Source organism: Castellaniella sp., assembly GCF_034007085.1.
Classification (GTDB): Bacteria; Pseudomonadota; Gammaproteobacteria; order Burkholderiales; family Burkholderiaceae_B; genus Castellaniella.
In genome coordinates this window covers 1-8,663 of sequence record NZ_JAVERO010000096.1, presented here as the reverse complement: position 1 = coordinate 8,663, position 8,663 = coordinate 1, and the positions used below count along the sequence as shown (strand labels likewise).

Here is an 8,663-nt window from a genome sequence, read left to right as displayed (position 1 = left end):
GGGCCCAACCCCCCGGTCATGCGCAAACCATGGCATGAACCGCAATCCTGCACCAGCAGGTGCGAGATGCGTTGTATCTGTTCGGTTGTCAGGCCGGATTCGGTGGCAGCCGCCGCCCCTGGCGGGGCGGCGATGCCGATCAGGGCAGCGGCCAGGCCGACTGCCCAGAACCACCCCCGCACCCGCGCAGCCCGCTGTCGCGGGGCGCGTGTGCGCCGGGGGGGATGGCCCCAGGGATCAATAGATGTCGTGCTGGGTATTGTTGACATTGAATTTGCCCGTGGGGGTGATCAGGCGCGGATCCTTGATGACCTTTTTGAGCTGCAAGGTGCGGTCATCCACGATCACGATGGCCGATTCCTTGTCCTTCGTGTTCCAGACCGAGAACCAGACCTCGTTGCCGGCCTCGTTGAATTCAGGCTGGACGATCCGCAGCGAGCCGTCCTTGATGCCGGCCCATTCGATGATCGGCAACACGGTGTAGGGCTTGTCCAGATTCTTGAGGTCGAACGCGGCGATCGTGGAACTGATCTTCGGGTCCGGGTTGAAGGTCGTGTCGACATACAGGTGCTGCGACTTGGGGTGTGTCTTCACGAACAGCGAACCGCCCCCCTGGCCGGTAAGGGTCTGGACGACCTTCCAGGCATTTTTGGGGTGCTTTTTCGGATCGGTACCGATCAGGGAGATGGTTTCGTCGCCGAGGTGGCTGGTCGCCCAGACCGGGCCGAATTTCGGGTGGACGAAGTTGGCGCCCCGGCCCGGGTGGGGGATCTTGCCGACGTCGATCAATGCTTCGAGCTTGCGTTCCTTGGAATCGATCACCGCGATCTTGTTGGAGTTGTTCGCTGCCGTGATGAAGTAGCGGTGCGAACTGTCCCAGCCGCCGTCATGCAGGAAAGGCGCCGCGCCGATCGAAGTGATCGTCGGGTTTTTGATGTCCTTGTAGTTGTACAGCTGGACCCAGCCCGTTTCCTTGACGTTGATGATGAATTCAGGATGCTGGTGCGAAGCGATGATGGCCGCGACGCGGGGTTCGGGGTGATATTCCTGGGTATCGACCGTCATGCCCCGGGTGGAGATGATTTCCTTGGGTTCCAGGGTTTCGCCGTCCATGATGGTGTACTGGGGCGGCCAGTACGATCCGGCGATGACGTATTTGTCTTCGTAGCCCTTGAATTTCGATGTTTCCACCGACCGGGCCTCGATCCCGACCTTCAGTTCGGCCACCGTGGTGGGTTCTTCCATCCACAGGTCGATCATGTCGATCTTGGCGTCCCGGCCGATGACCAGCAGGTAGCGGCCCGAGGCCGACATGCGGGAGATGTGCACGGCGTAGCCAGTGGAAATGGTCTTGACGATTTCCTTGGTGTCGCCATCGATCAGGGCGATCTTGCCGTCGTCCCGCAGCGTGACGGAGAACAGGTTCCCGAGATTCAGCTTGTTCATCTGTTTCTTGGGACGGTCCTCGGGCTTGACGAGGATTTTCCAGCTGTTCTTCATTTCGGCCATGCCCCACTCTGGTGGAACCGGCGGGGTGTGCTGGATGTATTTCACCATCAGGTCGATGTCCTCGGGCGGGAGTTCGCCCGAGGTGCCCCAGTTCGGCATGCCGAGGGGAGAGCCATAGGTGATGAAGGTTTTCAGGTATTCGGAACCGCGTTTCTGCGTGATGTCGGGCGTCAGGGGTTTGCCGGTGGCGCCTTTGCGCAGCACGCCATGACAACCAGCGCAGCGCTGGAAGTAGATTTCCTTGGCGCGGGTGAATTCGGCATCGCTGAGGTCGGGGGCGCCGGCCGTGCGATGCACGGTCGCGCTGGCCGGGTCGACGGCGGATGCCGCCCCCTGGTATTCGGATGCGGGATCCGATTTTGCCTGGGCCAGGCCCAGCGTGCCGAATGCGGCCAGGGCCGCAAGCACGAAGCGTCCAGTCTTTTTCATGTACATCAGGCTTCTCCTGTGACTGCTGTGGAAGGAAATCGGACTTGCTCCGGTGGATGGACCGGGGCGTGTTGGCTGGGCGGCCTGGGGGTCGGGGTGTGGCGGCCTGCCGCGTGAGGAAGCTGGAAATGTTCGATGCCGTGGCGGATGAAGAAGTCCGCCAGCCTGTGGCTGCCGTGGGCTGCGGCGGCAGGCAGCAGCGTCACGATGCTCTGGCCGTGACGAGTGACGTCCAGCATGGATTGCAGGGTGGCGTCATCGGGCAGCGTGGTGGATTCGGAAAGCTGGAAGACGACCCGGGTGGCGTCCCGGCGCGCCAATTCGAGCAGGCCGGGATGGCAACAGGATGTGTGGTAGACGGTATCCGCCTGGTTCAGGGCGCGCAGGCCGTTCAGGGTGAGTTCGCCGGGGTCGTCGGCGGGGGCCAGGATCGTGCATGCCTGCCCCCGTTGTGACAGGTTGCCCTGGTCGAGGGTGGCCAGGAAAGCCTGTTCGGCATCGCTGTTGCGGCCTGCATGCAGCAAGGGCATTACCGGACCGCGCAGCAAGGCTTCGTACAGCGCCCGGCGTTTGGCCAGATCAGGGAAGCGGTGCGCGATATCCGCCCTGTGCTGCTGGGCCATCCGGGTCAACGGGCCCAGAGCCGGATCGGTCAGTGCTTCGATGCGTTCCCGGACTGCGCGGGCGAACATGGGGGCGCTGCCGGACGAGGAAATGCCGATCATCAATGGGGATCGGTCAACGATGGCCGGGATATGGGCCGTGGACAGCTGGGCATCGTCGACCACATTCACATAGAGATGGCGTTCGGCACAGGCCTGTGCCACGGCCTGGTTGACCGTCGGGTCATTGGTGGCGGCAATGACAAGCCAGACCTCTTGCAGTTGACTGGATTCAAATGAGCCGTGCAGCAGCGTGATGTCGCCAGCCAGGCCCAGGCGTGCCAGCGTGGGCGTGAATGAGCGGGCGATGGCGGTGATGCAGGCCCCGGATCGCAGGAGCAGGCGGATCTTGCGTTCTGCGATTTCGCCGCCGCCGACGACCAGAACGCGTTTGCCTGCGAGGCGGATGAACAGGGGGAAGACGTTGCTGGGCATATTGTTTTCTTTGTGTCCGATGGCCCCAGACTAATCAAGGTTTTCCCTTGTATCCTTGATGAATCTTAGGATTCGGGCTTGTCTGTCTCTGCCTGGTGCAGGAATCCCCTGTTCTGTTGACCAGGCGCAAGAAATTTCCCCGGAAGCCAGGCGGAATGGGGCGTGGCGCTGCGCTTCAAGGGCCGGCGCAGGCCGTCATGGGCGACTTGGCGGGCGGCATTCGGACAGCGCCCGGACTTGACTTCAAACAGGCTTGGATCTTAAATTCAAACAATCGTTTGAATTTAAGACTGCATGAACTGAAGACTGCATGTCTTGAACGACAGAATCGCATCCGGGCGGCCAGCCAGACAGAGGTCCCCGGATCATTTCTTGAATTTCCCCTGGAGACTGGAGATGCCTGATTACAAAGCCCCCCTGCGCGACATTCGTTTCGTGCGCGATGAAGTCCTGAACTATCCTGCTCATTACCAGTCCTTGCCGGGCTGCGAGGAAGCCACGCCGGACATGGTCAATGCCATCCTGGAAGAGGGGGCGAAATTCTGCCAGGAAGTGCTGGCGCCCCTGAACCAGGTCGGCGACCGCGAGGGCTGTGTTTGGTCACCCGAAGGCGTCAAGACCCCGGCTGGTTTCAAGGAAGCCTACGCCCAGTACGTCGAAGGTGGCTGGCCGGCGCTGTCGCACGATACGGCGCACGGCGGCCAGGGCCTGCCCGAATCCCTGGGCATGGCCATCAGTGAACTGATGGGCGAGGCCAACTGGGCCTGGGGCATGTATCCCGGCCTGTCGCATGGCGCCATGAACACCCTGCAGGCGCACGGCACGCCGGAACAGCAGAAGACCTATCTGGAGCCGCTGGTGTCTGGCCAGTGGACCGGGACCATGTGCCTGACCGAACCGCATTGCGGCACGGATCTGGGCATGCTGCGCACCAAGGCCGAGCCGCAGGCGGATGGCAGCTACAAGATCACCGGCACCAAGATCTTCATTTCCGCCGGCGAGCATGACATGGCGGAAAACATCGTGCACATCGTCCTGGCCCGCCTGCCGGATGCGCCGGCTGGCACCAAGGGTATTTCCCTGTTCATCGTGCCCAAATTCCTGCCCGATGGCCAAGGCGGCCAGGGCGTGCGCAACGGGGTGTCCTGCGGTTCGATCGAGCACAAGATGGGCATCCATGGCAATGCCACTTGCGTGATGAATTTCGATGGGGCCACTGGTTTCCTGATCGGACCGGCCAACAAGGGCCTGAACTGCATGTTCACGTTCATGAACACGGCGCGTCTGGGCACGGCCATCCAGGGCCTGGCGCATGCCGAAGTGGCGTTCCAGGGCGCCTCGACCTACGCTCGCGAGCGCCTGCAGATGCGGGCCCTGAGCGGTCCGAAATTCCCCGACCAGCCGGCCGACCCGATCATCGTGCATCCCGATGTGCGCCGCATGCTGCTGACGATCAAGGCTTTTGCCGAAGGCAACCGCGCGTTGCTGTATTACGCCGCGCAGCAGGTGGACATCATGCAGCGCAGCCAGGATGCGGGCGCGCGTGAACAGGCCGACAAACTGCTGGGCTTCCTGACTCCGATCGCCAAGGCCTTCATGACCGAGACCGGCTTCGAGGCGGCCAACCTTGGGGTTCAGGTCTTTGGCGGCCATGGCTACATTTCCGAGCATGGCATGGAACAGAATGTGCGCGACAGCCGCATCTCGATGCTGTACGAGGGCACGACCGGCGTCCAGGCACTGGACCTGCTGGGCCGCAAGGTCCTGATGACCCAGGGCGAATCGCTGCGCATCTTCACCAAGGTCGTGCACAAGTTCTGCAAGGCCAACAGCGGCAATCGCGCGATTTCCGAACTGGTGAAGCCTTTGGCCGAGCTGAACAAGGAATGGGGCGACCTGACCCTGAAGATCGGCATGAAGGCCATGACCAACCGTGAAGCAGTGGGCGCCGCATCCGTAGACTATCTGATGTATTCGGGCTACGTGACGCTGGCCTATTTCTGGGCCGACATGGCGCGTGTCGCCGCCGAAAAACTGGCCGCTGGCGAAGGCGACAAGGCTTTCTACCAGGCCAAGCTGCACACGGCGCGCTTCTATTTTGCACGCATCCTGCCGCGCACCCGCGCACATGTGGACGCCATCAAGGCCGGTCCCGATGTACTGATGGACCTGCCTGCCGAGGACTTCGCACTGGGGTACTGAGGCACCGGCGCAATCCTCCGGCCGGTCTGGATCGATCAGCGGGGCGGGCCTTCATATGGGGCCCGCCCCGTTTGCGTGGGTGGGGCGCTGTACACTCTGGGCTGCCGTTTTCACGCCCGTCTTCTTTCCATGCTGCTCACCCTGCTGAACATCGTCCTGCCCGTTTTTGCCGTGGCGGCCCTGGGCTTTGCCTTTGGGCGCCGCCAGGCGCGTACGCCGGACATGACGTTCATCAACCATGCCAATGTGATGGTGTTCTGCCCGGCGCTGGTGTGCTCCGCGCTGCTGGACAACCCCGTCGATCTGGGCCGTGGCTGGCCGTTGGTGGTGGCCGGGGTGCTGATCATCGTGGTGCCGGGGTTGTTGCTGGCGCTGGTGCGTGATCCCGGAGTGTCCCGCCCCGCCTTTCTGGTGCCGGGGATGTTCCGCAACACCGGCAACATTGGTATTCCGCTGATGATGCTGGCCTATGGCAAGGACCTGCTGGGCGACATCGTCGTGCTGTTCGTGCTGTCGAACCTGCTGCATTTTTCCCTGGGGCTGTTTCTGCTGTCGCGCGGGGGCAGTCGCTGGCTGTGGCTGCGCAATCCGAACATCTGGGCGGCGTTGCTGGGGGTTGCCCTGGCGCCGCATCAGGAATGGATCCCGCCGTTCGTGACGACCACGCTGGATCTGGCCGGGCAGATCGCCATTCCTTTGATGCTGTTTGGGCTGGGGGTGCGTTTGTCCCAGGACCGGATCGAGCAGCTGGGGCTGGCGTTGCGCATCAATGCGCTGTACCTGCTGGCGGGTGCGCTGACGCTGCCGATCGTATTCTGGCTGCTGCCTCTGACGCCCGAATGGTCGCGTCTGGTCGCGCTGTCGGTCATGCTGCCGCCAGCCGTGCTGAACTATCTGTTGTGCGAGCAGTATCGTGTGGAGCCCAGGACCGTGGCCAGCGTGGTGCTGCTGGGCAATGTGCTGTCGGTGGTCACGATTCCGCTGGTGGTGTGGGCGACGCTCACTTGGATTTGACAGCGACACACGAGGGTCCGCAGGGCCCTCGTGTGTCTGGGTTCAATTGCGCGCTTCGGGTTGCGGCATTTCGATCTTGACTTCCAGGACCTCCAGCGAATCCTGGCGGTCCAGGTTGACCTTGATGTCGTCAGGGCTGATCTGGACGTATTTCGAGATTACGGCGATCAGTTCTTTCTGCATTTGCGGCAGGAAATCGGGCGCGTTGCGACCGCTGCCGCGCTCGTTGATCAGAATGAGCTGCAGGCGATCCTTGGCGATGCTGGCCGAGGTCTTTTTATGCCCGCGCAGGAAATCCAGGAACGACATGCTTATTTACCCCCGAACAGGCGCTTGAGCAGGCCTGGTTTTTCATAGTCCACGAAGCGCAGGGGCTTTTCTTCGCCCAGATAGCGCGCCACCACGTCCTGGTAGGCCTGGGCCACGTCGGAGTCGCGGATATGAATGGCCGGGATGCCCTGGTTGGACGCCTGCAGCACGGTTTCAGATTCCGGGATCACGCCGATCAGGCGGATGCGCAGGATGTCCTCGATGTCGCTGAGGGACAGCATTTCGCCATCGGCCACGCGTTTGGGGTTGTAGCGCGTCAGCAGCAGGTGTTCCTTGATCGGCTCGTCACCCTGTTCGGCGCGGCGGGACTTGGCCGACAGAATGCCCAGGATGCGGTCGGAGTCGCGCACCGAGGAGACTTCGGGATTGGTGACCACCAGCGCATCGTCGGCGAAATAGGACGCCATCACTGCGCCGGTCTCGATCCCGGCAGGGGAATCGCAGACGATGTATTCGAAGTCCATCGCGGCCAGGTCGGTCAGGACCTTTTCCACGCCTTCGCGCGTCAGGGCATCCTTGTCGCGCGTCTGGGACGCCGGCAGGATATAAAGGTTTTCCAGCTGTTTGTCGCGGATCAGCGCCTGGTTCAGCGTGGCTTCGCCCTGGATGACGTTGACGAAATCATAGACGACGCGGCGTTCGCAGCCCATGATCAGATCCAGGTTGCGCAGGCCGACGTCGAAGTCGATGACGACCGTCTTGTGGCCACGCATGGCCAGGCCGGCTGAGAAGCTCGCACTGGTGGTGGTCTTGCCCACCCCCCCCTTGCCGGAGGTGACTACAACGATGCGCGCCATGGTGATGGTATTCCCCTGTTCGAAAAATTCATGACATCGTAAAGCAAAATGCCCCGGGAGGGCTGGTTGGCCGACGACCGGGCGTGTCCGGATGTGACGAGATCTCTGGCCGGCGTGCTTGGCACTGGCATGTCCCGAGCGTCTCGTCAGTGGCTGCCCTGCAGTGCCCGGATGCGCAGCGTGTCACCATCCAGTCCGACCTGGGCGGGACGGTTGTGCAGGGTGTCGGGCAGGCGGGTTTCGACCACCCGGTAGACCCCGGCGATGGCCAGCAGTTCGGGATCGAGCTGGGTGGTCAGGATCATGGCGTGCGGATTGCCCCGTGCGCCGGCCATGGCCTTGCCGCGCAGCGGGCCATAGACGTGGATGTGGCCGTCGGCGATGACTTCAGCGCCTTGGCTGACCATCCCCATGACGATCAGGTCGCCCCCGCGTGCGTAGATGCGCTGGCCTGAGCGCAATGGATGGCGGACCACCAGGGTTTCGGTGGCGGCATTGCCGTCGTCAGCGGGTGCGGCGGGTTCGGGCGTGCTGGCTGCCGGCGCAGCGCGGCCTTCCCGGCTTTCTGTCGAGCGGCTGGCTGAGAGATCCAGGGGCGCCAGGCCGGCCTGGTGGGCCGAGGCCAGCAGGGATTCCGATGCCCGCACGCCGATCGGGTGCAGCCGGTGGCGGCGCAGGGCGTCTGCCAGTTTTTCCCAGTCAGGTGCCTGGTCCAGGCCCTGGGCGTCGAGCACCACGGGTTCGTCTTCGTAGAAGGCACCGGCTTCCTGCATGCGCCGGTCCAGTGCCTGGATCAGGGCGGCGGTGTCGGACGTATGCAGCACAGCCCGCAGGACGTGCAGGGATGCGCTTTTGAAATCCAGGGCAGCAACGGTCTTGGGCATGATGGATCAGGCCCAGGTGTCGCGCAGCGTGACGGCGCGGTTGATCACCGGATGCTCGGGGGTGGAGTCCTCGCGATCGGCGACGAAATAGCCCAGGCGCTCGAATTGCCAGGTCGCGCCGGGCTCGGCGCGGGTGCCGGGTTCCAGCCAGGCATTCACGATTCGGCAGGAGTCGGGATTCAGGGCCTGCAGGAAGTCGCGGTTGCCGCTGTCGGGATGCGGTTCGGTGAACAGCCGGTCATACAGGCGGATTTCAGCCGCGATGGCATGGGACGCGCTGACCCAGGTGACGGTGCCCTTGACCTTGACGGCATCCGCCCCTGGTGTGCCGCTGCGGGTGTCAGGCAGGTATTCGGCGTGGACTTCGGTGATGTCACCCTGGTCGTTCTTGACGCAGCCGG

At 63.1% G+C, this 8,663-nt stretch carries 7 protein-coding genes and 2 pseudogenes; 2 read left to right on the top strand and 7 right to left on the bottom strand.

The window, feature by feature from the left end:
• The 3 genes and pseudogenes from RBR29_RS08810 to RBR29_RS08800 all read right to left on the bottom strand — a co-directional run.
• A pseudogene (locus RBR29_RS08810) lies at window positions 1–182 on the bottom strand (hypothetical protein); the annotation flags it as partial.
• A gap of 55 nt (window positions 183–237) precedes the next feature.
• Entirely contained in the window at window positions 238–1,944 is a 1,707-nt protein-coding gene (locus RBR29_RS08805) for a cytochrome D1 domain-containing protein (RefSeq protein WP_320348672.1), read from the bottom strand.
• Window positions 1,944–3,035, bottom strand: coding sequence for an NAD(P)-dependent oxidoreductase (locus RBR29_RS08800; protein ID WP_320348671.1), 1,092 nt, complete (start codon window positions 3,033–3,035; stop codon window positions 1,944–1,946). Before RBR29_RS08800 ends, RBR29_RS08805 begins: the two co-directional genes overlap by 1 nt.
• Window positions 3,036–3,431: 396 nt before the next feature.
• On the opposite strand from RBR29_RS08800, the gene RBR29_RS08795 reads away from it, so the two are divergent.
• The gene (locus RBR29_RS08795) at window positions 3,432–5,237 is read left to right on the top strand and encodes an acyl-CoA dehydrogenase C-terminal domain-containing protein (protein WP_320348670.1); all 1,806 of its coding nucleotides are present in this window, start codon (window positions 3,432–3,434) and stop codon (window positions 5,235–5,237) included.
• Between the two features lie 129 nt (window positions 5,238–5,366).
• Complete coding sequence (locus RBR29_RS08790) at window positions 5,367–6,251, top strand: AEC family transporter (RefSeq protein ID WP_320348669.1); 885 nt, start codon at window positions 5,367–5,369, stop codon at window positions 6,249–6,251.
• 42 nt (window positions 6,252–6,293) lie between these two features.
• Here the strand turns inward: RBR29_RS08790 and minE are convergent, their stop codons facing one another.
• The 4 genes and pseudogenes from minE to RBR29_RS08770 all read right to left on the bottom strand — a co-directional run.
• The gene (minE, locus tag RBR29_RS08785; protein WP_320348668.1) at window positions 6,294–6,560 is read right to left on the bottom strand and encodes a cell division topological specificity factor MinE; all 267 of its coding nucleotides are present in this window, start codon (window positions 6,558–6,560) and stop codon (window positions 6,294–6,296) included.
• 2 nt (window positions 6,561–6,562) lie between these two features.
• The gene (gene minD / locus RBR29_RS08780) at window positions 6,563–7,378 is read right to left on the bottom strand and encodes a septum site-determining protein MinD (RefSeq protein WP_320348667.1); all 816 of its coding nucleotides are present in this window, start codon (window positions 7,376–7,378) and stop codon (window positions 6,563–6,565) included.
• A gap of 146 nt (window positions 7,379–7,524) precedes the next feature.
• Complete coding sequence (minC, locus tag RBR29_RS08775; RefSeq protein WP_320348666.1) at window positions 7,525–8,262, bottom strand: septum site-determining protein MinC; 738 nt, start codon at window positions 8,260–8,262, stop codon at window positions 7,525–7,527.
• Window positions 8,263–8,268: 6 nt separating this feature from the next.
• A pseudogene (locus RBR29_RS08770) lies at window positions 8,269–8,663 on the bottom strand (glutamine--tRNA ligase); the annotation flags it as partial.

Bases quoted from the DNA above. Each gene is read 5' to 3' on its own strand.
- minC (WP_320348666.1), bottom strand. From the start codon at position 8,262: ATGCCCAAGACCGTTGCTGCCCTGGATTTCAAAAGCGCATCCCTGCAC.
- RBR29_RS08805 (WP_320348672.1), bottom strand. From the start codon at position 1,944: ATGTACATGAAAAAGACTGGACGCTTCGTGCTTGCGGCCCTGGCCGCA.
- minE (WP_320348668.1), bottom strand. From the start codon at position 6,560: ATGTCGTTCCTGGATTTCCTGCGCGGGCATAAAAAGACCTCGGCCAGC.
- RBR29_RS08795 (WP_320348670.1), top strand. From the start codon at position 3,432: ATGCCTGATTACAAAGCCCCCCTGCGCGACATTCGTTTCGTGCGCGAT.
- RBR29_RS08790 (WP_320348669.1), top strand. From the start codon at position 5,367: ATGCTGCTCACCCTGCTGAACATCGTCCTGCCCGTTTTTGCCGTGGCG.
- RBR29_RS08800 (WP_320348671.1), bottom strand. From the start codon at position 3,035: ATGCCCAGCAACGTCTTCCCCCTGTTCATCCGCCTCGCAGGCAAACGC.
- minD (WP_320348667.1), bottom strand. From the start codon at position 7,378: ATGGCGCGCATCGTTGTAGTCACCTCCGGCAAGGGGGGGGTGGGCAAG.